This is a genomic window from Pseudomonas sp. JV245A, from assembly GCF_032424515.1.
Taxonomy (GTDB): domain Bacteria; phylum Pseudomonadota; class Gammaproteobacteria; order Pseudomonadales; family Pseudomonadaceae; genus Aquipseudomonas; species Aquipseudomonas protegens.
The window spans coordinates 1-243 of sequence record NZ_VYKE01000659.1 but is presented as its reverse complement, the minus strand read 5'-3'; the positions used below and the strand labels follow the sequence as shown (position 1 = coordinate 243).

Annotated in this window: 1 pseudogene; it reads left to right on the top strand. The window is 74.1% G+C overall.

Annotated elements, in window-relative coordinates:
• Positions 1-243, top strand: a pseudogene (locus tag F6S12_RS33495) (PLP-dependent aminotransferase family protein); the annotation flags it as partial.

Sequence of the window (243 nt, the reverse complement as noted above, 5' to 3'; positions counted from 1 at the left end):
GGTGGACGTGCGCCATTCCGAGGTCAGTACCCAGGCGGTGATGGCCGAGTTCATGGCCGCCGGGCACTTCCAGCGGCATATCCGGCGCATGCGCCGGGCGGCCCTGAGCCGGCGCAACACCTTGCTGGCGGCCTGGCCGCAGGCGATCGGCGGCGTCGGGCCACTGCCCGGCGTGGCGGCGGGGCTGCACCTGACGGTGCGGGTCGACAGCCTGGCGCGGGAACAGGAACTGCTGGCCCAGGC